The organism is Pantoea sp. GCM10028869 (assembly GCF_042666835.1).
Lineage (GTDB): Bacteria > Pseudomonadota > Gammaproteobacteria > Enterobacterales > Enterobacteriaceae > Pantoea > Pantoea leporis.
On sequence record NZ_JBHTGO010000002.1, the window covers coordinates 434409 to 460569 of the forward strand.

The following is a 26161-nucleotide window of genomic DNA, read 5'->3' on the forward strand; positions in this document are numbered from 1 at the left end:
ATGAACCTCGTCGCTTCCCTCTCGTTGCAAACTGCTCGTCATCTGCATCTGGCTGCTCAGGGACTGTTACGTCCTTTAGGCCGACGTGCGCGCTTTGCTGATATACACGCGACTGTGCGTCAGATGTCTTTGCTGCAAATTGATACCATCAATGTGGTGGCACGCAGTCCTTATCTGGTGCTGTTTAGCCGCCTTGGCGCGTATCAGACCAACTGGCTGGAAGAGGCGCTGGCCTCGGGCGCATTATTTGAATATTGGGCTCATGAAGCCTGTTTTATTCCTTTCGAAGATTACCCGTTGCTGCGCCACCGCATGCTGGAACCGCAGCGACTGGGCTGGAAGTACAACCAACGATGGGTTGAGGAACATCAACAGGAAATCACTGACCTACTGCAACACATCTCCGTCAACGGCCCAGTGCGAGCAGCCGATTTCAGTAATGATAAACAGACCAAACCGGGCTGGTGGGCGTGGAAGCCGCATAAGCGTCATCTGGAGAATTTGTTCAGTGCGGGTCAGTTGATGGTGGTGGAGCGGCGCAACTTCCAGCGGGTTTACGATCTGCACAGCCGCGTGATGCCGGACTGGATTGATGAACAGCATGCGTTAAGTGAAGACGAAGCGGTGTTACAGATGCTGAGTCACAGCGCATGCAGTCTCGGCATTTTCCGTGGCAGTTGGTTAGCCGATTATTACCGGCTCAAACGCGCACCGCTCAAGTCATGGCTTGAGGATGCGGCTGCGCGCGGAGAAATTGTGCGTGTTGAGGTCGAGCAACTGGGCGAAATGTGGTTACACCACGCATTATTGCCGCTGCTGGAAAAGCCACTCTCTGCCACACATACCGCGCTGTTGTCACCCTTTGATCCAGTGGTTTGGGATCGTCGTCGCGCGCTGGAGCTGTTTAATTTTGATTACCGCATTGAGTGCTATACGCCTGCGGAAAAGCGCAAATATGGTTATTTTGTCCTGCCGGTCCTGCATCGCGGATTATTGAAAGCGCGCATTGATGCCAAAATGGAGCGTCAGGCGCAGCAATTAGTGGTTCGTGCATTCTGGCTGGAAGAGGGCACACGCATCAGTAACGCTTTCCTTAATGACGTCCAAAAAGCCATTAATCGCTTCGCCGCGTGGCAAGGCGCCAACCAAGTGATCATCGAAAATGCGCCGGCAGAACTGCTGGCTGCCTGGTCAACTCGCTGGTCGATTGGTGAATAAAGCTGCCATTTGTCCGGCTTGAGTGCGTCATTCACGCGCACGCTATTATGCTATGCTACCCGTCTGAATCGGTCCTGAATGGAGAAGATTATGGATCACCGTTTACTCGAAATCGTTGCTTGCCCGGTATGCAACGGAAAACTCTATTTCAACAAAGAGCAGCAAGAGCTGATCTGTAAACCGGATGGCCTGGCTTACCCGGTACGTGACGGTATTCCAGTGCTGCTGGAAGTGGAAGCGCGTACGCTGTCTGTTGAAGAGATTCATCCATGAGTTTTGTTGCCATTATTCCTGCGCGTTACGCTTCAACGCGTCTGCCCGGCAAACCGCTGGTGGATATTCAGGGTAAACCGATGGTGCTGCACGTTATGGAACGCGCCCGTGAATCGGGTGCCGATCGCGTGATTGTCGCCACCGATCATCCGGATGTGGCAGCGGCGGTAACGGCGGCCGGCGGCGAAGTGTGCATGACGCGGGTCGATCATCAGTCCGGCACTGAGCGTTTGGCCGAAGTGATCGAAAAGTATCAGTTTGCCGACGACACGATCATCGTTAACGTGCAGGGCGACGAGCCGATGATCCCGGCGGAGATTGTACGTCAGGTAGCAGGTAATCTGGCGCAATCTGAAGCCGGGATGGCAACGCTGGCGGTGCCGATCACCGATGCAGAAGAAGCCTTTAACCCGAACGCGGTGAAAGTGGTGATGGACGCCAAAGGTTATGCGCTCTACTTCTCACGCGCCACCATTCCCTGGGATCGCGAGCGTTATGCGCGTTCGCGCGAGCAGATTGGCGACACGCTGCTCCGCCACATTGGTATCTACGCCTATCGCGCCGGTTTCATCCGTCGCTACATTGCGTGGGAACCTTGCCCGCTGGAGCACATTGAGTTGCTCGAACAGCTGCGCGTGCTGTGGTACGGTGAAAAGATTCACGTCGCGGTGGCAAAAACTATCCCAAGTGTTGGGGTGGATACGCCGGAAGACCTTGAGCGGGTTCGTCTCGCTATGCAGGGTTAATCTCCGACCGGCCAGCGGCTCTCGCTGGCCTGAAAGTTTGATCTGGCGCTAAGCTTTGCGCCGCCATCACCTCCAGCATAATCCAGCCCTTTGACGTCGGAGGATATTGCATGGAACAGCTCCGTTCAGAACTCGCGTTGGTGCTTGGTGAAAGCATCAGTCGTCTCGAAACCATTAGCGAGCAGGCGCACACGCGGCTGTATGCGCTTTACGATAACGCCGGTAAACCGATGCCGCTGGTGGCAAAGTATTTTCGTCATCAGGGACGCGCTGCGCTGGAAGCTAAAAAACTGACCATGCTCGGCCATGATGGCTTGATCGCCGTGCCTGCCGTGTTTGGTCTGGTGCTTAGCCAGCAAAAGCCGGTACATGAAATGTTGCTGATGGCACGCTTTAACGGTGTTTCTGCGGAAGCTCCGGCCCGCAGCGCAGCACGCTGGGAACAGCTGTGCGAACAGATCGTCGAAGGCGTGCTGGCGTGGCATCGTATTGACAGCCATGGCTTAGTCGGCAGCGTGGACAGCGTGCAGGAGAATAACTGGCCCGCATGGTATCGCCAGCGGGTGGATGTGTTGTGGTCAACGCTGGGTTATTTGTCACCGCCGTTTTTTACACTGGAAGATCGTCAGATTCTGTTTCGCAGCCGTCAGCTATTACCGCGTCTGTTCAACGGATTTGACGATCCCTGCGTATTGATGCACGGCAACCTGCGCTTAGCCAGTATGTTAAAAGATGCGCACAGCGATCAGCTTATTGCCATGATGCAGCCGGGCAACATTCTCTGGGCACCGCGCGAATACGATCTGATGCGCCTGGCGGATAGCGGCGCAGAAGCGTCACTGCTGCAGCACTATCTGCAGCGCGCGCCCGTGGCGGAAGGTTTTCTCTGGCGGCGCTGGTTGTATCAGCTGTGGGATTGCGTCGACACGTTGGTCAGCAGCGGACAGTTTGACCGTCCGCGCTTCGATCACGCCCGCGCGCAATTACTCCCCTGGCTGGGTTGAGGTGAGATCGTCACCGCGCAGCTTCTGCCAGGTTTGTCCCAGCGTTTCATAGATCGCACGCTCACTGTGTGCCAGCCACAGCGGTGACGGAATAACGCGTTCCCACCAGTTTAGCTGCGAGGTCACTGCCAACTGATTTGCCGGTGCGGCCAGCGGATTCATGCCGGCACTTTGAAAGAAATGCATGGCACGCGGCAGATGGTTGGCGGAAGTCACCAGTAAGAACGGGTGTTCACCAATCGTCTGTTTCACCGCGCGAGCTTCGCCAATCGTATCTCTTGGTTGATCCAACTGAATAATCGCTGCTGATGGCACGCCCAGACTTTCCGCCACTTCGGCCGCCACGCTGGCGCTGCTGCGTGGGTTTTCGCCGGCTGCTGCGCCCGTAAAGATCATTTTGGCCTGCGGATAGCGCCGCCACTGACGCACGCCTTCGGCCACGCGCGGCAGACTGTTATTAATCAAGTTGGAACTCGGTGCCCAATTCGGATTGAAGGTATAGCCGCCGCCGAGCACCACGATATAATCGACCGGCTCGTTACCGTTCCAGGTGGGATAATGATTTTCCAGCGGTGACAGCAGGCGATCGGCAACCGGCTGCAGGCTCAAAATCAGCAGCAGCAGCCAGCTACAAGAGATGAGGATTTTGCCGCTTTTTTGCCAGCGGCTGAACCAGAGCAGCAAAAGTCCTGCCGCCATCAGTAATAACAGCAGCGGCAAGGGAAGCAACATCCCGCCAATGACTTTTTTAAATGCGAAAAACATCGAATAAGGCCTCTTTTGTCCAAAAAAACAGCTGCCAGACGGTTACTGCGGCATGAAAGGTTCATTCTTGTTGAGCCTGTGACAAAATAGCACAAGTTGAATGCAGCAAAGCGGAGCCATCATCATGCAGGATCGTAACTTTGACGATCTGGCGGACAAATTCTCACAGAACATTTATGGCACGCGCAAAGGGCTAGTGCGCCAGGCGATTGTCTGGGACGAACTGGAAGCTCTGTTACCGACATTGCCTGCCGGATCCTTGAAGGTGCTGGATGCCGGCGGCGGCGTGGGACAAGTCTCAAGCGGGCTGGCGGCGCGCGGTCATCAGGTTGTGCTGTGCGATCTCTCTGCTGAGATGCTGAAGCTGGCGGAAGCCCATGCGCTTGCCGCGGGTGTGAGCCACAACATGCAATTCAAACAAATTAGCGCCCAGCAGGTGGGCGAACATTTGGATACGCAGGTTGATCTGGTATTGTTTCACGCGGTGTTGGAATGGGTCGCGCATCCGGAAGAGGTGCTGCAGGCGCTGTGGCACACGCTCAAGCCCGGCGGCGTGCTGTCGTTGATGTTTTACAACGCGCACGGCTTAACCTTCCGCACCCTGACGCTTGGCAACTTCGGCTATATGCGCGCCAATATGAGCAAACGTAAAAAGCGCACGCTGTCGCCCGATTTCCCGCGCGATCCGGATGATGTGACGCGTTGGCTGACAAACTGCGGATTTGAAATTGAACGGCGTGCGGGCATTCGCGTCTTCTGTGATTACATGAAGCCGCAACCCGGCGCAGGGAAGAGCGTTGAGGAAATCATTGAGATGGAACGGCGTTTCTGTCGCCAGGAGCCCTTTTTAAGCTTAGGGCGCTATATCCACGTGACCGCGCGCAAACCCAGCCAGAAGGATCAACTATGAGCGAATTTTCCCAGACGGTCCCCGAATTGGTGGCATGGGCGCGCAAGAACGATTTTTCGCTTGCGCTGCCGGTAGAACGTCTGGCCTTTTTGCTGGCCATCGCCACCTTAAACGGTGAGCGCATGGACGGCGAGATGAGTGAAGGCGAGCTGATTGACGCGTTTCGTCACGTTAGCAAAGCATTCGAACAAACCCACGAAACTGTGCATGTCCGTGCCAATAACGCCATCAATGACATGGTGCGTCAGCGCTTGCTGAACCGCTTTACCAGCGAGCTGACGGAAGGGCACGCCATCTATCGCCTGACGCCACTCGCCATCGGCATTACCGACTATTACATCCGCCAGCGCGAGTTCTCCACGCTGCGCCTGTCGATGCAGCTGTCGATTGTGGCGCAGGAGTTGAAACGCGCCGCGGATGCCGCCGAAGAAGACGGTGATGAATTCCACTGGCATCGTAACGTGTTTGCGCCGCTGAAATATTCGGTGGCGGAAATCTTCGATAGCATCGACATGACGCAGCGTCTGATGGATGAGCAGCAGCAAGCGGTGAAAACCGATATTGCCGATCTGCTTAACAAAGACTGGCGTGCGGCGATCTCCAGCTGTGAAATGTTGCTGTCGGAAACGTCCGGTACGCTGCGTGAACTGCAGGATACGCTGGAGGCGGCCGGCGATAAGCTGCAGGCCAACCTGCTGCGCATCCAGGATGCGACGCTGAGCAGCCCGGATCTGGGCTTTGTCGATAAGCTGGTGTTTGACCTGCAAAACAAGCTCGATCGCATCATCAGCTGGGGCCAGCAGGCTATCGATCTGTGGATCGGCTACGACCGCCATGTACACAAGTTTATTCGTACCGCCATCGACATGGATAAGAACCGCGTGTTTGCTCAGCGTTTACGCCTGTCGGTGCAAAACTATTTCGATCAGCCGTGGGCGCTGACCTACGCCAATGCCGATCGTCTCTACGATATGCGCGATGAAGAGATGACGCTGCGTAATGACGAGGTGATGGGCGAGCTGCCGCCGGAAATGGAATACGAAGAGTTTAATGAGATTCGCGAGCAGCTGGCCGCGATGATCGAAGAGGCGCTGCAGATTTATAAGCAGGAGCAGAAGCCGCTCCATCTGGCCACGGTGATGCGCGACTATCTTTCGCAGTATCCGCGCGCGCGCCACTTTGATCTGGCGCGTATCGTCATCGATCAAGCGGTGCGACTCGGCGTGGCCGAAGCTGATTTAGCCGGTCTGCCTGCGCAATGGCAGGCCATTAATGATTACGGAGCCAAGGTGCAGGCACATGTCATCGACAAATATTGAACAAGTGATGCCAGTCAAACTGGCATTGGCTCTGGCAAACCCGATTTTCCCGGCGCTCGATAGCCAGTTACGCGCGGGTCGCCACATTGGCATTGAAGAGCTGGATAATCACGCCTTCCTGATGGATTACCAGGAATATCTCGAAGAGTTTTACGCGCGCTACAACGTTGAGCTGATCCGTGCGCCGGAAGGCTTCTTCTATCTGCGTCCGCGTTCAACCACTTTGATTCCGCGCTCGGTGTTGTCCGAGCTGGATATGATGGTGGGCAAAATTCTTTGCTATCTCTATCTCAGCCCGGAACGTCTGGCGAATGAGGGGATTTTTACCCAGCAAGAGCTGTACGACGAACTGCTGTCGCTGGCCGATGAGAGCAAACTGCTCAAGCTGGTCAATCAGCGTTCCACCGGTTCCGATCTTGACCGCGCCAAGCTGCAGGAAAAAATGCGCGCGTCGCTGAGTCGCCTGCGCCGTCTCGGCATGGTGTGGTTTATGGGCAACGACAGCAGCAAATTCCGCATCACCGAATCAGTGTTCCGCTTTGGCGCCGACGTGCGCAGCGGTGACGATGCGCGTGAAGCGCAGCTGCGCCTGATACGTGACGGTGAAGCGATGACGCTGGAAAGTGCGCCGGCTGCGACTGAGAACGATGAAGCAGATAACGATATTGACGCTGAAAGCGACGCGAGTGATAACGCGGAGGATGAACAAGCATGATTGAACGCGGTAAATTTCGTTCGCTAACGCTGATCAACTGGAACGGCTTCTTTGCCCGTACTTTTGATCTTGATGAACTGGTCACCACGCTTTCGGGCGGTAACGGTGCGGGTAAATCCACCACCATGGCCGCCTTCGTGACGGCGATGATCCCCGACTTAACCTTGCTGCACTTCCGTAACACCACCGAAGCCGGTGCAACTTCCGGTTCGCGTGATAAAGGTTTGCACGGCAAGCTACGCGCTGGTGTCTGCTATTCGGTGCTGGATGTGGTTAACTCACGCCATCAGCGCGTGATCGTTGGTGTACGTCTGCAGCAGGTGGCGGGACGCGATAAAAAGGTCGATATCAAACCATTCAGTATTCACGGCTTGCCGAGCGATTCACAGGCGACCGATATGCTGACCGAAATCCTTAATAACCGTCAGGCGCGCGTGTTGCCGCTGACGGAAGTGAAGGAGCGTGTGGAAGCGCAGGAAGGCGTGCAATTCAAACAGTACAACTCGGTCACCGATTACCATGCGGTGCTGTTCGAGCTCGGTGTGGTGCCGCGTCGTCTGCGTAACGCCAGCGATCGCAGTAAGTTCTATCGCCTGATTGAAGCTTCGCTGTACGGCGGTATCTCCAGCGCTATCACCCGTTCACTGCGCGATTACCTGCTGCCAGAAAACGGCGGTGTGCGTAAAGCCTTCCAGGATATGGAAGCCGCGCTGCGGGAAAACCGCATGACGCTGGAAGCGATTCGCGTCACCCAATCCGATCGCGACCTGTTTAAGCATCTGATCTCGGAAGCCACCAACTACGTTTCCGCCGACTACATGCGCCACGCCAACGAGCGTCGTATTCACCTCGACGGTGCGCTGCAGCTGCGTAATGAGCTGTTTACCAGCCGCAACCAGCTGATTTCCGAACAGTATCGCCACATTGAAATGGCGCGCGAGTTGTCCGAGCACAGCGGTGCTGAGAGCGATCTGGAAAGCGATTATCAGGGCGCTAGCGACCATCTGAATCTGGTGCAAACCGCCATGCGCCAGCAGGAAAAAATCGAGCGTTACGATGCCGATCTGGAAGAGCTGACCTATCGCCTCGAAGAGCAGAACGAAGTGGTTGCCGAAGCGCGCGAAGTGCAGGAAGAGAATGAAGCACGCGCCGAAGCAGCTGAGGTGGAAGTCGATGAGCTGAAAAGCCAACTCGCCGATTTCCAGCAGGCGCTCGACGTGCAACAGACGCGGGCAATCCAGTATCAGCAAGCCTTGCAGGCGTTGGAAAAGGCGCGTACGCAGTGTCAGCTGCCTGATTTAACCATCGATAACGCGGCCGAATGGCAGGAAACCTTCCAGGCGCGTGAAGAAGAAGCCACCGAGCGCCTGCTGCGTCTGGAACAGAAACTGAGCGTCGCCGAAGCGGCACACAGCCAGTTTGAGCAAGCGTTAGCGTTAGTTACCAGCATCGCCGGTGACGTCAGTCGTCAGGATGCGTGGCAAGTGGGGCGCGAATTACTGCGCGACGCTGGCAATCAGCGCCACCAGGCCGAACAGCTTTCCTCGCTGCGTCTGCGCCTCAATGAATTAGAAACCCGTCTGCGTGAGCAGCATGATGCTGAACGTTTGCTGGCGGATTTCTGCAAACGTCAGGGCCAGCAATACGATGCGGATGCGCTGGACGGCTTGCAGCGTGAACTCGAAGCGCAGATTGAGCAACTGAATAGCAGCGTTGCCGATGCCGGTGAACGCCGCATGTTGATGCGTCAGGAGCTGGAGCAGCTGCGTGAACGCATCACTGCGCTGACCGCGCGTGCGCCACACTGGCTGGCGGCGCAGGAAATCCTGACGCAGCTGAGCGAGCAAACCGGTCAGGAGCTGACCAGCAGCCAGCAAATCACCGAATTTATGCAGCAACTGCTGGAGCGCGAGCGTGAAACCACGGTTGAGCGCGACGAGCTGGCCGCGCGTAAGCGCGAAGTTGAACAGCAGATTGAACGTCTGAGCCAACCGGGCGGTGCGGAAGATGCGCGACTGACGCAGCTGGCGGAACGTTTTGGCGGCGTGCTGCTGTCGGAAATTTATGATGACGTTACGCTGGATGACGCACCGTACTTCTCGGCGCTATACGGTCCATCGCGCCACGCCATCGTAGTGCCAGATCTGTCGCTGGTGCGCGACCTGCTCGACGGTTTAGACGAGTGCCCGGAAGATCTCTATCTGATTGAAGGCGATCCGCAAGCCTTTGACGACAGCGTATTTAGCGTCGAAGAGCTGGAAAAAGCGGTGGTGGTGAAAGTGGCTGAGCGTCAGTGGCGCTACTCCCGCTTTCCGAAAGTGCCGCTGTTTGGTCGCGCGGCGCGTGAAAACCAGCTTGAGTTGCTGAACAACGAACGTGAACAGCTGGCTGAACGTTATGCCACGCTGTCGTTTGATGTACAGAAAACCCAGCGTCTGCATCAATCCTTTAGCCGCTTCATCGGCAGCCATTTAGCGGTGGCGTTTGACGAAGATCCGGAAGCGCAGATTCGTCAGCTTAACAGCCGTCGTGGCGAGCTGGAGCGGGCGCTGGCGCAGCATGAAAATGACAATCAGCAGCAGCGCGCGCAGTTTGAGCAGGCAAAAGAGGGCGTCAGCCAGCTGAACCGCCTGTTGCCACGCGTTAATCTGCTGCTCGACGACACGCTTGGCGATCGCTGTGAAGAGATCCGCGAGCGCGTTGAAGAAGCACAGGAAGCCGCGCGTTTCCTGCATCAGCACGGCAGCAAACTCAGCAAGCTGGAGCCGCTGATTGCGGTACTGCAAAGCGATCCGCAGCAGCACGATCAGCTGCAGCGCGACTATCAGCAGGCACAGCAGCAGCAGCGTGATGCGCGTCAGCAAGCCTTTGCGCTGACCGAAGTGGTGCAGCGCCGCGCGCACTTCAGCTATGAAAGTTCGGCTGGCATGTTGGGTGGCAACAGCGATCTCAACGAGCAGTTGCGTCAGCGTCTGGAACAGGCGGAAGGCGAGCGCAGCCGCGCGCGCGAACGTCTGCGTGGACATCAGGCGCAGCTGACGCAGTATTCGCAGGTGCTGGCTTCGCTAAAAAGTTCATACGATGCCAAACGCGACATGCTGAAAGAGTTGCAGCAAGAGATGCAGGATATCGGCGTGCATGCCGATGCCAGTGCAGAAGAGCGCGCGCGCATTCGTCGTGATGAGCTGTATAGCGCGCTAAGCCACAACCGTGCGCGTCGCAACCAGCTGGAAAAACAGATCACCTTCTGTGAAGCCGAAATGGACAGCCTGCAGAAAAAACTGCGCAAGCTGGAACGCGATTATCATCAGATTCGTGAGCAGGTGGTCAGCGCGAAAGCGGGCTGGTGCACGGTATTGCGTCTGGTGAAAGAGAATGGCGTTGAACGTCGTCTGCATCGTCGCGAGCTCGCCTATCTCAGCGGTGATGAGCTGCGTTCCATGTCGGATAAGGCGCTGGGTGCGCTGCGTCTGGCGGTGGCGGATAACGAACATCTGCGCGATGTGCTGCGTATGTCTGAAGATCCGAAACGTCCGGAACGTAAGATTCAGTTCTTTATCGCGGTGTATCAGCATCTGCGCGAACGTATTCGCCAGGACATCATTCGTACCGACGATCCGGTTGAAGCCATCGAGCAGATGGAGATTGAGCTGAATCGTCTGACCGAAGAGCTGACGGCGCGTGAACAGACGCTGGCAATCAGCTCACGCAGTGCGGCGAACATCATTCGTAAAACCATCCAGCGCGAGCAAAACCGTATTCGCCAGCTGAACCAGGGGTTGCAGGCGGTGAGCTTTGGTCAGGTGCGCAGCGTGCGCCTCAACGTGAACGTGCGTGAAGCGCACTCAACGCTGCTGGATACGCTGTCGGAAGAGCATGAACAGCATCAGGATCTGTTTACCAGCAACCGATTAACCTTCTCGGAAGCGCTGGCGAAACTTTATCAGCGTCTGAATCCGCAGATCGATATGGGCCAGCGCACGCCGCAAACCATCGGTGAAGAGCTGCTCGACTACCGCAACTATCTTGAGATGGAAGTGGAAGTGAACCGTGGCACTGACGGTTGGCTGCGTGCAGAAAGTGGCGCGCTCTCTACCGGTGAAGCGATCGGTACCGGGATGTCGATTCTGGTGATGGTGGTACAGAGCTGGGAAGAGGAATCACGTCGTCTGCGTGGCAAAGATATTTCGCCGTGTCGTCTGCTGTTCCTTGATGAAGCGGCGCGTCTCGATGCACGTTCGATCGCCACACTGTTTGAGCTGTGCGAACGTCTGGAGATGCAGCTGATCATCGCGGCGCCAGAGAACATCAGCCCAGAAAAAGGCACCACCTACAAACTGGTGCGTAAAATGTTCAATAACACCGAACATGTGCATGTGGTTGGGCTGCGCGGCTTCTCGGCAGATCCTGCACCGAGCAAGGATCAAAGTCCTAAGGTCGGTCTTGAATATGAGAATTCATAGCGCTTAATCTGGTTAAAAAACAGCACTACGTTTAATCTGTATGCGGCATCTGCACTGAGAGGCAGATGCCGTTTTTTATTCGTATACTCAACATTATGAGTATGGCTGTACATGGCGATCACAGGGCGCTATGTCATTGGTGAGAAGGGGGCAGGGATGTTGCTAAACAATAAGAGCAAAATGAGTCGTGCTGCAGTAGCACTCGGTTTGTCACTGGTACTATCGCCGCTGGCTGTGAGCCATGCGGCCATCACCTCCACGCTACCCAATTCAACGCACCACAGTTCGATGTCGGTTGCTGCCAGCCAGCAGCAGATTCAGCAGGCGTTCAGCGCCACTGAACAACCTTTCTATTTGCCCGGTTTAGCCGGTATTTATGCGTCGCGCGATATGGCTCCGCTATGGCAAGACCCGCAAGCGGTGCAGGCTTTCCAGCAGCAATTGGCGGAAGTGGCGCTCTCTGGCGTGCAGCCGCAATTCACCCGCTGGGTTGAGCGTCTGACCAATCCGAACATCAAAGGCCTGGCGCGCGACATCGTGCTCAGTGATGCGATGCTTGGCTATCTGCAGTTTGTTGCCAATGTGCCGACGCAGGGCGAAACCTGGCTCTACAGCAATGTGCCTTACAAGCTGACCATGCCATCTCTGGCGGCCATCAATCAGTGGCAAAATGCGGTGAACGGCGGCGGCAGCCGGACTTTTGTGGTCTCGTTGCAACCGCAGCATCCGCAATATGCGCCGATGCATAATGCGCTGAAAACGCTACTCACCGACGATCGCCCATGGCCAAAGCTGCGTGATACCGTTACGCTACGCCCAGGGCAGATCAGTAATGATGTGCCTGCGCTGCGTGAGATTCTGCAACGCACCGGCATGTTGACCGCCAGCCATAGTACTACGCCAACGCCGGCGGAAGACGCGGTGCCAACCGCGCCGGTTCCGGTGAGCCAAAGCAATCAGCCGGTGGCGGTGAGCCCATCTGCGGCAAACTTTGATGATATTGATGCGGCTCCGGCACTCGCTGCGACGCCTGAAGTGTCCAATAATGTGGCTGCCAATCCTACAGCAACCGGACCCAACGTGTATGACGCTGCGCTGGTGGAGGGCGTTAAACGCTTCCAGCACTGGCAGGGACTGGCCGATGACGGCGCAATTGGTCCGCGTACCCGTGAATGGCTGAATGTGCCACCGCAGATGCGTGCTTCGCTGCTGGCGCTCAACATACAGCGCCTGCGTCTGCTACCGGATGATATGCATAACGGCATCATGGTGAACATTCCCAACTATTCGCTGACCTACTACAACAACGGCGCCACCATTTTGTCATCACGCGTGATTGTGGGTCGTCCTGACCGCAAAACGCCGCTGATGCGTAGCGCGCTGAATAATGTGGTGCTCAATCCACCGTGGAACGTGCCAACCACGCTGGTGCGCCAGGATATTGTGCCGAAGGTGAAACAGGATCCGACTTATCTGTATAAGCACGGTTATACGCTGTTGTCGGGCTGGAGTGCGGATGCGGAAGTGATCGATCCTTCGATGATTGACTGGCGTATGGTGTCGGCCGCGAGCTTCCCGTATCGCATTCGACAGGCGCCGGGCGCAACCAACTCACTGGGTCGCTACAAATTCAACATGCCGAGTTCGGATGCGATTTATCTGCACGATACGCCGAACCATAACCTGTTCCAGCGCGATATTCGTGCGCTCAGTTCGGGCTGTGTGCGCGTGAATAAAGCCTCAGAACTGGCCGATCTGCTGTTGCAAGATGTGGGCTGGAACGACGGTCGTATCTCAGACACCTTGAAAGAGGGAAATACCCGTTACGTGCCGATTCGCCATCGTATTCCTGTGAACCTTTACTATTTAACCGCATGGGTTGCAGATGACGGCCAGCCGCAATATCGTACAGATATTTACAATTATGATAATCCCGCCCGTTCCGGTAGTCAGGTACTGCATAAAGCCGGTCAGTTGTTACTCTAGTAATTGATTTGACTGTTTTCTCTTCACATGAATTTAACCAAGACCAGTCTCGAAAATTTGATTTTGAGCTGGTTTTGGTCTTCTGCAACATATTCTGGGTTGACTGACTCTTAGGCGGACGTTAATGTTCGGCCTTGTGTACTTTTCGCACATATTTTATCCGCTTTAGATTAGGTAACCTCGCTTCATGGCTAATATTGATTCTCAACGTCGTCGATTACTCTTGATTGGAGGCGCAGCAGCAGGATTATCACTGCTTCCTGGCTCCGCTCTGGCTTCGCTTTCCACCGCCCGCCCACGAGTATTGACGCTTAGTAACCTTCACACCGGTGAAACCCTTAAAACAGAGTTTTTTAACGGTAAGCGTTATGACAAGGATGAGTTAGCCCGCTTAAATCACTTCTTCCGTGATTACCGCGCCAATCAGGTGAAGACCATCGATCCCCATCTTTTTGACCAGCTTTACCGCCTGCAAACATTGCTGGATACGCGCAAGCCGGTGCAGTTGATCTCGGGTTACCGCACCTTAGCCACCAACACCATGCTGCGTGAATCGGGCCCGGGCGTGGCGAAAAAAAGCTATCACACTAAAGGACAAGCAATGGATTTCCACATTGAGGGAATTTCGTTGAGCAATGTTCGCAAAGCGGCGTTATCTATGCGCGCCGGTGGTGTAGGATATTACCCGCGCAGCAACTTCGTACACATAGATACCGGGCCCGCAAGGCACTGGTCCTGATACCGGCAGCGCTGCGTGTGTCGGTCATGGAGCGCTATGAACTACCAAATTATTCCGGTTACGGCTTTTTCCCAAAACTGTTCAGTTATATGGGATGACGAAACTCAACAAGCCGCACTGGTCGATCCCGGCGGCGATGCGGAAACCATCAAAGCCGTACTGGCAGAGCGTGGTCTAACGCCGTCGCAGATCCTGCTCACGCATGGACATCTTGATCACGTTGGTGCCGCTGCCGAGCTAGCGGCACATTATCAGGTGCCCATTGTCGGTCCGCATCCGCTCGATGCTTTCTGGTTAGATAATCTGCCCACACAAAGCCGCATGTTCGGTTTGCCCGAGTGCGCGCCGCTCACGCCCGATCGCTGGCTGGAAGAGGGTGAAACTGTGCAGGTTGGCAATGTCACGCTGGAAGTGCTGCTTTGTCCGGGCCATACGCCGGGACATATCGTGTTCTTTGATCGGGTTGGGCGTCTTCTGATTTCGGGAGATGTGATTTTCAACGGTGGCGTTGGACGCACCGATTTCCCGCAGGGCAGCCACAGCGACCTGATCGATGCGATTAGAACCAAGCTTTTGCCGCTAGGCGATGATGTGACTTTCGTGCCGGGGCACGGGCCTATTTCGACGCTAGGCCGCGAACGCATCAGCAATCCGTTCCTGCAAGAATAAAAAAATGGGCCCTTTTGGCCCATTTGTCGTTATTTGCCGCCTGATTTATAAAACTGCGACAATCGCCTCACACAGCGCCGACATATTGTCTGGCGTCATGCCTGCCACGTTAACGCGACCCGAGTTCACCGCATACACGCCAAACTCCTCACGCAGACGCACTACCTGATCTTTGGTCAGGCCGCTGAATGAGAACATGCCGTTCTGCTTGATGATGAAGCTAAAGTCTTGATTAGCGCCTTTTTCCGCCAGTGTGTTCACAAACAGCTGACGCATGCGCTGGATGCGCTGACGCATATCGGCCAGCTCCTGAATCCAGATGGTGCGCAGCGCGTCATTGCTGAGGATGGTGGCGACGACCGCCGCGCCGTGTGACGGCGGGTTAGAGTAGTTGGCGCGAATGGTGTATTTCACCTGGCTAAACGCAGTTTTGGCCACGTCGCTGCTCGCTGCAGCCAGCGTTAATGCACCTACACGCTCATTATACAAACCGAAGTTCTTCGAGTAAGAGCTGGCAACAATCAGTTCCTGATGTGAAGCGGCAAAAATACGCAGCCCTTGCGCATCTTCATCCAGACCGCGAGCAAAGCCCTGATAGGCGAAATCAAACAGCGGCAACCATCCTTTCTCTAACGACAGTTGCGCCAGCTGTTGCCATTGCTCTGCAGATGGATCAACGCCAGTTGGGTTGTGGCAGCAGCCGTGGAACAGCACTACATCGCCTGCTTTGGCTTCCTGCAGCGATGCCACCATGGCGTCGAAATCCAGGCTGTGGCTTGCGGCATCGTAATAATCGTAATCACACACTTCAAGGCCAGCAGCGTTGAAGACATTGTTATGGTTCGGCCAGCTTGGGTTGCTCACCCAAACGCGCTTGACGCTGGTCTGGTTTGCCAGAAAATCTGCTGCTACGCGCAGGGCGCCGGTACCGCCTGGCGTTTGTGCCGTACAGGCGCGACCCGCAGAAATCAGCGCGCTCTCTTTGCCGAACAGCAACTCCTGCGTGCATCGTGCGAAATCCGCCAGACCATCAATGCTCAGGTAGTTCTTGGTGGTTTCATTTTCCAGCAAATACTGCTCAGCTTTTTTAACACTGGTGAGGACCGGCGTTTTACCGGTTTCATCTTTATAAACACCAATGCCAAGATTGATTTTATTCAGCCGGTCATCGGCACGAAAAAGGTCAGCCAGTCCCAGAATAGGATCGGCGGGTGCGGCAGAGATCGATTCAAACATGAGTCAGTTCCGTTTAGGTGAACTTTAGCGAAATGAGCTATCAGGTTAACGTCAGTCGGCACGCTTGCCAACCGCTGATATAAAAAAGAAATATGTCGGTGAGATAAAGTAGAAAAGCTAATTGCGAAGCCGATCACTGAAATGCAAAACGGAGCCCAAAGGCTCCGTTTTTAGGTATTACACAACTCTAATCGGGTGATTAGAACTGGTATACCAGACCAACAGCTACTACGTCGTCGGTAGCCAGACCCAGTGGGTTGTCATCGTTCAACTGGTTGATTTTGTAATCAACATAGGTAGCCATGTTTTTGTTGAAGTAGTAGGTTGCGCCCACATCGATGTATTTAACCAGGTCAGCATCGCCAACGCCTTCGATGTCTTTGCCTTTAGACTGAACGTAGGCGATGGACGGACGCAGACCGAAGTCGAACTGGTACTGCGCAACAATTTCGAAGTTCTGTGCTTTGTTAGCAAAGCCAGTAATGGCAGCGTCAGTGTAAGTGTTACCGTTCTGAGCAACGAATGTGCCAGAACTTGAGGCTGAAATTGGAGTAGAGTTACGGGTTTCACCGTACATTGCTGCGAGGTAGATGTTGTTCGCATCATACTTAAGCGCAGCTGCCCAATTTTCAGCACGCTTACCAGCGCCTTCACCAGTTACATCAGTAACAGTAGCTCCGCCTGTTGTGCTGTTGGTGTAAGTAGTCTGAGCACCAGCAGACTGCGCATTAGTACGGTCGCTGCTGCTATATGCTGCTGCTACACCCAGACCAATTGGTGAGGTGTAAGAGGTAGAGATACCGTAACCGTCTCCGTTGGCACGACGAGTATCAGAGCGATCATTTTTGCCTTGGTACTGTACTGCGAAGTTCCAGCCGTCAACCAGACCGAAGAAGTTGGTGTTACGGTAGGTCAGCAGACCGGTGCTACGACCGTTCATGAAGTTGTCTGAGTAACCTGAGTCACCACCGAATTCTGGCAGAACGTCAGTCCAGCCAATTGCGTCATATACAACGCCGTAGTTACGACCGTAATCGATTGAACCCGCATCGCCAAATTTCAGACCTGCGAAGCCCAGACGGGTTTTGTTGCCGTCTTGTGCATCAGAACCTTCAGAGTTGTTAGCCTGAACGTTGTATTCCCACTGGCCGTAACCGGTCAGTTGGTCATTAATCTGGGTTTCACCCTTGAAGCCGAAGCGAACATAAGTCTGGTCGCCGTCGCTGCCAGCGTCATCCGAGAAATAGTGCAGACCAACAGCTTTACCGTACAGGTCCAGCTTGTTGCCGTCTTTATTATAGATTTCTGCTGCGTTTGCTGCGCCGGCAGCTAACAGAGCAGGGATAACCACTGCAAGAATGTTGCGCTTCATCATTTTTTATTACCCTCATTGGAGTTATTTGGACATCTGCCACTGCTGCCAAGAAATCTTTACAGAACCTTGAAAGAAGTTTGATGTCTCCTGTGTCTGCACGCATCTTTCCATCACAGGGTTGCTAATTCTAGCCCGAAGATGATTCAAATCTCGCAATTAAGTATCAAAAGGAAAAATTGTATGACAATTTGTAAAAATTCGGGAACTTTGTGAGAGAACTCTAAATTTACAAAAATAAAAAAAGGCCGGCTAGGCCGACCTCTTTATATATATGAATTACTTATAATTAATCGCTAAATTTAGAAATTCGCGTTGCGAGGGGTACGTGGGAAGGGGATAACATCCCTTACATTTTGTACGCCGGTGACATAGGCGATTAATCGTTCGAAACCTAATCCAAAGCCGGCATGTGGCACGGTGCCGTAACGGCGCAGGTCACGATACCACCAATAATCTTCTTTATTGAGGCCCATTTCTTCCAGACGCGCATCCAGCACATCCAGACGCTCTTCACGCTGTGAACCTCCGATGATTTCGCCGATGCCCGGCGCGAGAACATCCATCGCCGCCACGGTTTTGCCATCTTCGTTCATGCGCATATAGAAGGCTTTAATGTCTTTCGGGTAGTTTTTCACTACCACCGGTGCTTTGAAGTGCTGCTCTGCGAGATAACGCTCGTGTTCGGATGAGAGATCCACGCCCCAGGAAACCGGGTTCTCGAAGCTCTGGCCGCTTTTCAGCAGAATATCAACCGCATCGGTGTAATCCACCTGAGCAAAGTCGGTAGTCACGAAACGCTCGAGACGCGCAATCGCATCTTTATCCACGCGCTCAGCAAAGAAGGCCATGTCATCAGCACGCTCGTTGAGAACGGCCTGGAAAACGTATTTCAGCATAGATTCTGCCAAAGCGGCCGCATCATCCAGCGTCGCGAACGCCACTTCCGGCTCCAGCATCCAGAATTCCGCCAGGTGACGGCTGGTGTTGGAGTTTTCGGCGCGGAAAGTGGGACCAAAGGTATACACCTTAGACAGCGCACAGGCGTAAGTTTCGGCGTTGAGCTGGCCCGATACGGTCAGGAAGGCTTCTTTACCGAAGAAGTCTTTATCGAAATCGATTTTGCCCTGCGGATCGCGCGGCAGGTTTTCCAGGTCCAGCGTCGAAACGCGGAACATCTCGCCGGCACCTTCGGTATCCGAAGCGGTGATCAGCGGAGTAGAAACCCAGAAATAACCGTTTTCGTGGAAGAAGCGATGCAGCGCCTGCGCCAGCGTATGACGCACGCGCGCCACGGCGCCTACAAGGTTGGTACGCGAACGTAGATGCGCCACTTCTCGCAAATATTCGATGCTGTGACGTTTCGCCGCCATCGGATAGGTATCCGGATCGTCAACCCAGCCAGTAACTTCAACGTTAGTCGCCTGCAGCTCGAAAGCCTGGCCTTCGCCCGGCGATTCGACCACTTTACCGGTAATGATTACCGAGCAACCGGTGGTCAGACGCAGCACTTCATCCTGATAATTATTCAGAGAGTTATTGACGACGGCCTGAACGGGATTAAAGCAGGAACCGTCGTAAACGGCGATAAAGGAAAGACCAGCTTTGGAATCTCTTCGGGTACGCACCCAACCACGTACGGTGACTTCACTGTCAACCGCGACACGGCCGTGCAGTACATCCGCTACAGGCACAACGCTCATAAAGTTCTCTCTATATATAAAAGAAGGTGGATAAAAGCCCTTATTCAGGGTTTTGCTATGTTACTTGCGAGCCCACAGGAAACAAGCAAAATTGCCGGGTAAACAGGAGATTTGTTGCGTGAGAGCAGGGCGCAAGCGCCCTGATATAAGAATCAGCTGGCTCTTTTGACCAGCGGCAGATCGAAGGCTTTGCGTAAGGCGCGCACGAAGGCTTTATCCTGGCAAATGGTTTTGCCGGGGCTGTCGGAGAGTTTTGCCACCGGTTTGCCATTGCAGCTCACCAGTTTGATCACGATATTCAGCGGCGTCACGTCCGGAATATCGCAGGACAAGCGTGTTCCGATACCGAACACCACGTTGGCACGTTGGCCAAAGTGGCGATAGAGCGCTAGCGCTTTGTCCAGATTGAGGTTATCCGAGAACACCAGCGTTTTGCTTTTCGGATCGATATCCAGCCGCTGATAGTGCGCAATGGCTTTTTCACCCCATTCCAGCGGATCGCCGGAGTCGTGACGCAGGCCTTGATAGCGATGCGCAAAGCCCGGACCAAAGTCGCGCAGGAAAGCATCCATGGTGATGCAGTCTGTTAAAGCGATGCCTAACTGATCGTCATACTCATCCAGCCAGGATTGCAGCGCCGCACGTTGGCTGTTCGCCAATACCGGGCTGATTTGCTGGTGCGCCTGAAACCATTCATGCGCTTGTGTACCCACCGGATTAAGCTGCAGGCGACGCGCCAAATCATAGTTGCTGGTGCCCACCAGCCACGGAAACTCCGCTTTAAGCGTAGCGACAATTGCTTCCTGTACCGCTTTGGAGTAGCGGCGACGCGTGCCGAAATCCATTAGCTGGAAGCGCGACATATCCCAATCGCCGACCTGCTGACGGAAATTCGTAAGCTTGTGCTGCAAGTGCGCAACCGCCTGATCCACCCCCATCTGCGGCGTGCGATGGCGATGCACCACTTCACTGATCAGCGCCAGCAACGGCACTTCCCACAAAATCACTTCACGCCACGGCCCGCTGATCTGAATGGTCAGATGGCCGTTGTTGTTACGCACGTTGACTTGTGAGGGATCGAGGCGGAACTGGCGCAGCCAGTCAAGGTAATCGCGTTGGAAGAAAGGCAGCCCGCTGAGGTAGTGATACTCATCGTCGCTCAGGGCGAGCGTTTGCAGGGTTTCAATTTGTGCGCGGATCTCGTCCGCATAAATACCGAGCAGTTCGTCGCCACGGCAGCGAAATTCCGCCGTAACCGGGACATCATAATAGCGATGATAGACGGCCTGCTGCATGTGAAGCTTATACGCATCGGTATCAAGCAGCGTGGTCAAAATCGGGGAAGCATGTCCAGTCATGGTGCGTTTCAGCATCCTCTTCCGCGGAGCAGAGCCCGGTGTTCAACAAAGTCATAAAGACGCAGGAGTATAAAACAGTAATGACCGCGATCACACCATAATTGCGGGTGGCAGGTCGAGGGTCATTTGTGCCATTGTTAATGAATTGTAGCCTTTTCAACGAACGCACGCATTGACCGTGGCAACAGAGGCACAACCCGCTTAGACTTTGACGGGTCAACATATTAACGATTTAACGATGCGAGAAGGACTCATGACGCAACAGCCGCAAATTAAATATCGCCACGATTACCGTGCGCCGGACTACACCATTACCGATATCGACCTGACTTTTGATCTGGATGCGGCTTCGACGCGTGTCACGGCGGTCAGTCAGGTGAAGCGTTTGGGCGCTACCGATGCCGAACTGCGTCTGGATGGTGAAGACCTCACGCTGGTATCGCTGGCGGTGGATGGCAATCCGTGGCCGCATTACCGCGAAGAAGAGGGCGCGTTGTTCATCAACCAGTTGCCGGACAACTTCACTCTGACCATCATTAATGACATTCATCCGGATAAAAACACCGCGCTGGAAGGGTTATACCAATCCGGCGATGCGCTTTGTACCCAATGTGAAGCCGAAGGTTTCCGCCATATTACGTGGTATCTCGATCGCCCAGACGTGCTGGCGCGCTTCACCACCACCATTATTGCCGATGCCGCGCGTTATCCTTATTTACTCTCCAACGGTAACAAGCTGGAGAGCGGTCGCCATGAAGATGGCCGCCATTGGGTGAAGTGGCAAGATCCGTTCCCGAAACCGTGCTACCTGTTTGCGCTGGTGGCGGGTGATTTCGACGTATTACGTGATAGTTTTATTACGCGTTCAGGCCGCGATGTGGCGCTGGAGATCTTTGTCGATCGCGGCAACCTTGATCGTGCTGATTGGGCGATGACCTCGCTGAAAGCCAGCATGAAGTGGGATGAAGAGCGCTTTAACCTTGAGTACGACCTCGACATCTTTATGATCGTCGCGGTGGATTTCTTCAATATGGGGGCGATGGAGAACAAAGGCCTTAACGTCTTCAACTCCAAATATGTGCTGGCGAAAGCCGAAACCGCCACCGACAAAGATTACCTCGGCATTGAAGCGGTGATCGGTCACGAGTATTTCCACAACTGGACCGGCAACCGCGTGACCTGCCGCGACTGGTTCCAGCTCAGCCTGAAAGAGGGGCTGACAGTATTCCGCGATCAGGAGTTCAGCTCCGATCTCGGTTCGCGCGCGGTGAACCGTATCGATAACGTACGTGTGATGCGCGGTGCGCAGTTCGCGGAAGACGCCAGCCCAATGGCGCACCCGATTCGTCCGGATCAGGTGATCGAAATGAACAACTTCTATACCTTAACGGTGTATGAGAAAGGGTCAGAAGTGATCCGCATGATGCACACCTTGCTGGGCGAAGAGAGTTTCCAGAAAGGCATGCAACTCTATTTCGAGCGTCACGATGGCAGCGCCGCCACCTGCGATGATTTCGTGCAGGCGATGGAAGATGCCTCGAACGTCGATCTGTCGCAGTTCCGCCGCTGGTACAGCCAGGCGGGCACGCCAATCCTGACGGTGCGCGATGACTACAATCCAGAGCTGGAACAGTACACGCTGCACGTCACCCAGCGCACGCCGGCCACCGCCGAGCAGAAAGAGAAGCTGCCGCTGCACATTCCGCTGGATATCGAACTGTACGATAACGAAGGCAAGGTGATCCCGCTGCAGCATAACGGTCATCCGGTGCATCACGTGCTGAACGTCACCGAAGAGTTCCAGACCTTTATTTTCGATAACGTTTACTTCCAGCCGGTGCCATCGCTGCTGCGTGAATTCTCTGCGCCCGTGAAGCTCGACTATAAATGGAGCGATGCGCAACTCACCTTCCTGATGCGCCACGCGCGTAATGACTTTGCGCGCTGGGATGCGGCGCAAAGCCTGCTGGCAACCTACATTCGCCTCAACGTCGCACGTCATCAGCAGGGCCAGCCGCTGTCGCTGCCGCTGCATGTGGCTGATGCGTTCCGCGCTGTGCTGCTGGATGAGCAGGGCGATCCGGCGCTGAAAGCGTTGATTCTCTCGCTGCCGTCTGAGAATGAAATCGCCGAACTGTTTGATGTCATCGATCCGCTGGCGATCTCAGCGGTGCGCGATGCGCTGGTGCGTACGCTGGCTAAAGAGCTGAGTGACGAATTCTTTGCGCTCTATCTGGCCAGCCAAAGCAGCGAATACAAAATTGAGCACGCGGAGATTGGCAAGCGCACGCTGAAAAATGTCTGCCTCGGTTACCTGGCCTTCGCCGATGCGGCACAGGCGGACAAGCTGGTGCAGGCGCAATATCAGCAGGCAAACAACATGACCGATGCATTAGCGGCGCTGTCTGCCGCGGTGGCAGCGAACCTGCCATGTCGCGATACGCTGCTGGCGGCCTATGATGAGCGCTGGCATCAGGATGGTCTGGTGATGGATAAATGGTTTGTGCTGCAAGCCACCAGTCCAGCGGCGGACGTGCTGAGCAACGTGCGTGAGCTGCTGAATCACCGTTCGTTCACCATGGGCAACCCGAACCGCATCCGTTCACTGATTGGTGCGTTCGCGTCTGGTAATCCAGCAGCGTTCCACGCTAAAGATGGCAGCGGTTATCAGTTCCTGGTGGAGATGTTGACCGATCTCAACACGCGCAACCCGCAAGTGGCTGCACGCATGATCGAGCCGCTGATTCGCCTGAAACGCTACGATGCCGATCGTCAGGCGCTGATGCGTAAAGCGCTGGAAACGTTGAAAGGGCTGGATAAGCTGTCGGGCGATTTGTACGAGAAAATCACCAAGGCGTTAAACGCGTAAGAAAACCATGCGCAATAAATTGCGCCGCTACGAATAAATGTATGCATTCGTAGCGGCGCGATTTATCGCGCGTCTTCAAAATTAACTCTGCTGCGCAAACTTCAACGGCTGTTCTGACGAGCCGCGCTTCATCACCCGATCCAGCACTTCCGCTTCCAGCTCTGCCAGACGTGCCGATCCGCGACGGCGTGGGCGCGGTAAGTCGACGATCAAATCCAGGCCAATCTGGCCTTCCTCAATCAACAATACGCGATCGGCAATAGCCACCGCTTCGCTGACATCGTGCGTCACCAGCAGCACGGTGAAGTTATGCTGCTGCCACAGCGACTCAATCAATCCCTGCATTTCGATACGCGTCAACGCATCCAGCGCCCCGAGCGGCTCATCGAGCAGCAGCAAACCTGGGCGGTGAATCAGCGCACGCGCCAGCGCCACGCGCTGTTTCTGCCCGCCAGACAACGCGGCAGGCCACTCGTTGGCACGATCCGCCAATCCCACGGCTTCGAGTGCTTCCAGCGCGGCGGTGCGCCATTCGCGGCCTTTCAGTCCCAGTCCAACGTTATCAATCACCTTTTTCCACGGCAGTAAGCGTGAATCCTGGAACATCAAACGCGTATCTTCGCGTGCCTCGGATAATGGCGCATTGCCCGCCAGCAACGCCCCGCGCGTGGTGGATTCCAGACCCGCCAGCAGGCGCAGCAAGGTACTTTTCCCGCAGCCGCTACGGCCGACCACGGCGACGAACTGCCCGGAGGGAATATGCAGATCGATATTATTCAGGATGGTGCGATCGCCATATTGCTTGCTGACGCCATTTACACCAACCGGTGTACCGCGATTTAAGCGCGCCGGATTTAGGGTTGCGTTGCTCATGCGTTCTCCTTCACTTGGTAAGCCGGATGCCAGCGCAGCCAGACGCGCTCCAGCAGTTGTGCCGCGACGTCGGCGAGTTTGCCGAGCAGGGCATAGAGAATGATGGCCACCACCACCACGTCGGTTTGCAGGAATTCACGGGCGTTCATCGCCAGATAACCAATGCCAGAGTTAGCGGAAATGGTTTCGGCGACAATCAGCGTCAGCCACATCAGGCCAAGGGCAAAACGTACGCCAACCATAATCGAAGGCAGCGCACCCGGCAGAATCACCTGAATGAACAGGCTCCAGCCAGACAAGCCGTAGCTGCGCGCCATCTCGACCAAACCCCGATCAATATTACGAATGCCGTGATAAGTATTCAGGTAAATCGGGAACAGCGTGCCCAGCGCCACGAGGAAAATCTTGGCGGATTCGTCGATGCCGAACCATAAAATCACCAGCGGAATCAGCGCCAGATGCGGCACGTTACGCAGCATCTGCACCGAGGTATCCAGCAAGCGTTCGCCGACGCGCGAGGTGCCGGTAATCAAACCCAGAATCAAACCAATCGAGCCACCAATAGAGAAACCGATGGCGGCACGCCAGCTGCTGATCGCCAGGTTTTGCCACAGTTCTCCGCTCACCGTCAGCTTCCAGAAGGTGATGAGGATGTTTTCCGGCGACGGCAAAATGCGCGTCGACAGCCAACCCACTTGCGATGCCAGTTGCCACAGCGCAATCAGCACCACCGGTAAAACCCAGGGCAGTACAGCATTCGTTAGCTGTTTTTTAACGTTCGCCATCATCTGCTCCTTTAGCTCTGCGACACTTTTTGCGGCGTGAAATCGTTGGCCACCGCTTCACCGTGCGCTTGCACCACGCGCGGCTTCGGCACTTCCGGAATCGCCAAATCGAGGTGCGGGAACAGCAACTCACCCACGCGATAAGCCTCTTCCAGATGCGGATAGCCGGAGAGAATAAAGGTCTCGATGCCGAGATCCTGATACTCCTGCATGCGCGCCGCCACGGTTGGGCCATCGCCCACTAACGCGGTACCTGCGCCGCCGCGCACCAGGCCGACACCGGCCCACAGATTCGGGCTGATCTCCAGCTTGTCGCGACGTCCACCGTGCAGTGCGGCCATGCGCTGCTGGCCTACCGAATCGGTGCGCGCAAACGCGGCCTGCGCTTTGGCAATGGTGGCATCGTCGAGATGGGCAATCAGGCGATCCGCCGCTTGCCACGCTTCTTCATTGGTTTCGCGCACAATCACGTGCAGACGAATCCCGAAGCGCACGGTGCGGCCTTGTGCCGCCGCTTTGGCGCGCACTTGCTCAATCTTCTCTTTAACTAACGCCGGCGGTTCGCCCCAGGTGAGATAGACATCGACCTGTTCAGCGGCCAGATCCTGTGCGGCATCTGATGATCCGCCAAACCACAGCGGCGGACGCGGTTCCTGCACCGCTTTAAACATCAGACGCGCACCGCGCACCTTCACATGCTTGCCTTCGTAATCGACGGTTTCGCCTTCGCTCACCCGCCGCCAGACGCGGGTAAACTCAGCGGACTCTTCATAGCGCTCACGGTGATCGAGGAACACGCCATCGCCGGCTAACTCTTCCGGATCGCCGCCGGTGACCAGATTAAACAGCGCGCGACCATTCGACAGACGATCCAGCGTGGCGGCCTGACGCGCCGCCTGCGTCGGTGAAATCACGCCCGGACGCAGTGCGACGAGGAAACGCAGACGCTGCGTAACCGGAATCAATGACGCCGCCACCAGCCAGGCATCTTCACAGGAGCGGCCGGTAGGGATCAGCACGCCGCCGAAGCCAAGGCGATCCGCTGCCTGCGCAATCTGTTGCAGATAACCATGATCAACCGGGCGCGAACCTTCCGCGGTGCCAAGATAGTGGCCATCGCCGTGCGTCGGGAGAAACCAAAATACGGATACGCTCATG

Annotated in this window: 20 protein-coding genes; 12 read left to right on the forward strand and 8 right to left on the reverse strand. The window is 55.3% G+C overall.

Translation table 11 applies throughout. From position 1 onward, the window contains the following. From ACFQW4_RS06220 to ACFQW4_RS06235, 4 genes are all read left to right on the forward strand, one after another. Positions 1–1218, forward strand: coding sequence for a winged helix-turn-helix domain-containing protein (locus ACFQW4_RS06220; RefSeq protein ID WP_192234409.1), 1218 nt, complete (start codon positions 1–3; stop codon positions 1216–1218). Positions 1219–1308: 90 nt separating this feature from the next. Beyond that, on the forward strand, positions 1309–1491 hold the full coding sequence (locus ACFQW4_RS06225) for a Trm112 family protein (protein WP_007887424.1): 183 nt from the start codon (positions 1309–1311) through the stop codon (positions 1489–1491). After that, positions 1488–2237 (forward strand): 3-deoxy-manno-octulosonate cytidylyltransferase, encoded by a 750-nt coding sequence (gene kdsB, locus ACFQW4_RS06230; protein WP_049851021.1) that lies wholly within the window; start codon positions 1488–1490, stop codon positions 2235–2237. The genes ACFQW4_RS06225 and kdsB overlap by 4 nt, the downstream gene beginning before the upstream one ends. Positions 2238–2347: 110 nt before the next feature. After that, positions 2348–3241, forward strand: coding sequence for a YcbJ family phosphotransferase (locus ACFQW4_RS06235; protein WP_101760952.1), 894 nt, complete (start codon positions 2348–2350; stop codon positions 3239–3241). On the opposite strand, the gene elyC is transcribed toward ACFQW4_RS06235, so the two are convergent. Beyond that, the gene (gene elyC / locus ACFQW4_RS06240; RefSeq protein WP_280172647.1) at positions 3221–4006 is read right to left on the reverse strand and encodes an envelope biogenesis factor ElyC; all 786 of its coding nucleotides are present in this window, start codon (positions 4004–4006) and stop codon (positions 3221–3223) included. The genes ACFQW4_RS06235 and elyC overlap by 21 nt on opposite strands. 124 nt (positions 4007–4130) lie before the next feature. On the opposite strand from elyC, the gene cmoM reads away from it, so the two are divergent. The 7 genes from cmoM (at position 4131) to ACFQW4_RS06275 (ending at position 14807) form a co-directional block, all read left to right on the forward strand. Further along, the gene (cmoM, locus tag ACFQW4_RS06245) at positions 4131–4916 is read left to right on the forward strand and encodes a tRNA uridine 5-oxyacetic acid(34) methyltransferase CmoM (RefSeq protein WP_277974706.1); all 786 of its coding nucleotides are present in this window, start codon (positions 4131–4133) and stop codon (positions 4914–4916) included. Further along, positions 4913–6235: a chromosome partition protein MukF gene (gene mukF / locus ACFQW4_RS06250; RefSeq protein ID WP_192413854.1), complete on the forward strand. Its 1323-nt coding sequence runs from the start codon at positions 4913–4915 to the stop codon at positions 6233–6235. Before cmoM ends, mukF begins: the two co-directional genes overlap by 4 nt. Further along, complete coding sequence (gene mukE / locus ACFQW4_RS06255) at positions 6216–6950, forward strand: chromosome partition protein MukE (RefSeq protein WP_101760949.1); 735 nt, start codon at positions 6216–6218, stop codon at positions 6948–6950. The genes mukF and mukE overlap by 20 nt, the downstream gene beginning before the upstream one ends. After that, positions 6947–11413: a chromosome partition protein MukB gene (gene mukB / locus ACFQW4_RS06260; protein WP_280172648.1), complete on the forward strand. Its 4467-nt coding sequence runs from the start codon at positions 6947–6949 to the stop codon at positions 11411–11413. The genes mukE and mukB overlap by 4 nt, the downstream gene beginning before the upstream one ends. A gap of 156 nt (positions 11414–11569) precedes the next feature. After that, positions 11570–13399: a L,D-transpeptidase gene (gene ldtD, locus ACFQW4_RS06265; protein WP_377724389.1), complete on the forward strand. Its 1830-nt coding sequence runs from the start codon at positions 11570–11572 to the stop codon at positions 13397–13399. A gap of 187 nt (positions 13400–13586) precedes the next feature. Next, positions 13587–14138, forward strand: coding sequence for a YcbK family protein (locus ACFQW4_RS06270; RefSeq protein WP_101760946.1), 552 nt, complete (start codon positions 13587–13589; stop codon positions 14136–14138). 36 nt (positions 14139–14174) lie between these two features. Continuing rightward, positions 14175–14807, forward strand: coding sequence for an MBL fold metallo-hydrolase (locus ACFQW4_RS06275; RefSeq protein WP_336767392.1), 633 nt, complete (start codon positions 14175–14177; stop codon positions 14805–14807). Between the two features lie 45 nt (positions 14808–14852). On the opposite strand, the gene ACFQW4_RS06280 is transcribed toward ACFQW4_RS06275, so the two are convergent. From ACFQW4_RS06280 to pncB, 4 genes are all read right to left on the reverse strand, one after another. Next, entirely contained in the window at positions 14853–16043 is a 1191-nt protein-coding gene (locus ACFQW4_RS06280) for an amino acid aminotransferase (RefSeq protein WP_377724392.1), read from the reverse strand. 199 nt (positions 16044–16242) lie between these two features. Further along, positions 16243–17418: a porin OmpF gene (gene ompF / locus ACFQW4_RS06285; RefSeq protein ID WP_304624134.1), complete on the reverse strand. Its 1176-nt coding sequence runs from the start codon at positions 17416–17418 to the stop codon at positions 16243–16245. Positions 17419–17717: 299 nt separating this feature from the next. Further along, complete coding sequence (gene asnS, locus ACFQW4_RS06290; protein WP_377724394.1) at positions 17718–19118, reverse strand: asparagine--tRNA ligase; 1401 nt, start codon at positions 19116–19118, stop codon at positions 17718–17720. A 152-nt stretch (positions 19119–19270) separates the two neighbouring features. Continuing rightward, positions 19271–20491, reverse strand: coding sequence for a nicotinate phosphoribosyltransferase (gene pncB, locus ACFQW4_RS06295; protein ID WP_377724396.1), 1221 nt, complete (start codon positions 20489–20491; stop codon positions 19271–19273). A 238-nt stretch (positions 20492–20729) separates the two neighbouring features. On the opposite strand from pncB, the gene pepN reads away from it, so the two are divergent. Continuing rightward, positions 20730–23345: an aminopeptidase N gene (pepN, locus tag ACFQW4_RS06300; RefSeq protein ID WP_377724398.1), complete on the forward strand. Its 2616-nt coding sequence runs from the start codon at positions 20730–20732 to the stop codon at positions 23343–23345. An 81-nt stretch (positions 23346–23426) separates the two neighbouring features. Here the strand turns inward: pepN and ssuB are convergent, their stop codons facing one another. The 3 genes from ssuB to ssuD are packed head-to-tail and all read right to left on the reverse strand — an operon-like array spanning position 23427 to position 26160. After that, on the reverse strand, positions 23427–24218 hold the full coding sequence (ssuB, locus tag ACFQW4_RS06305; protein ID WP_192234391.1) for an aliphatic sulfonates ABC transporter ATP-binding protein: 792 nt from the start codon (positions 24216–24218) through the stop codon (positions 23427–23429). After that, entirely contained in the window at positions 24215–25003 is a 789-nt protein-coding gene (gene ssuC, locus ACFQW4_RS06310; protein WP_192234541.1) for an aliphatic sulfonate ABC transporter permease SsuC, read from the reverse strand. The genes ssuB and ssuC overlap by 4 nt, the downstream gene beginning before the upstream one ends. A gap of 11 nt (positions 25004–25014) precedes the next feature. Beyond that, positions 25015–26160, reverse strand: a complete 1146-nt coding sequence (gene ssuD, locus ACFQW4_RS06315; protein ID WP_008102354.1) for an FMNH2-dependent alkanesulfonate monooxygenase — start codon at positions 26158–26160, stop codon at positions 25015–25017. Position 26161 lies beyond the last annotated feature (1 nt).